Source organism: Microbacterium sp. H6 (assembly GCF_003314775.1).
GTDB lineage: Bacteria > Actinomycetota > Actinomycetes > Actinomycetales > Microbacteriaceae > Microbacterium > Microbacterium oxydans.
In genome coordinates, this window is the sequence record NZ_QOAY01000306.1 from 16997 (window position 1) to 17304 (window position 308).

1 pseudogene is annotated in these 308 nt (G+C 72.4%); it reads left to right on the top strand.

Going from position 1 to position 308, the window contains the following annotated elements:
* Positions 1–189, top strand: a pseudogene (locus tag DSP71_RS24415) (MFS transporter); the annotation flags it as partial.
* Positions 190–308 lie beyond the last annotated feature (119 nt).

Here is a 308-nt window from a genome sequence, read left to right on the forward strand (position 1 = left end):
GCACCCGAGCTCCGCACACGGAGGCAAGGGCGCAGCGATTCCCTGATGAGCTTGTCCGCGGCGGCGGGATCGGTGCTGGCGGGCGTGGTGCTGGCGAACTTCCAGTACGCGGGACTCGGCGTGGCGGCCTTCGTCCTGGTCATCGCGATCGTGGCGCTGTCCCCGCTCGCCCGCTCCGGCTCCCGATGAAGGACTGGGCCGGCGTCGGCGCGGCGTATTCCGCATCGTACGCCGCGCTCTGCGCAGGGACCTTCCCGGCGATGCAGCTCGGCCTCGGCGCACCGCGAGGGCGCAGTCTGCTCGACGTC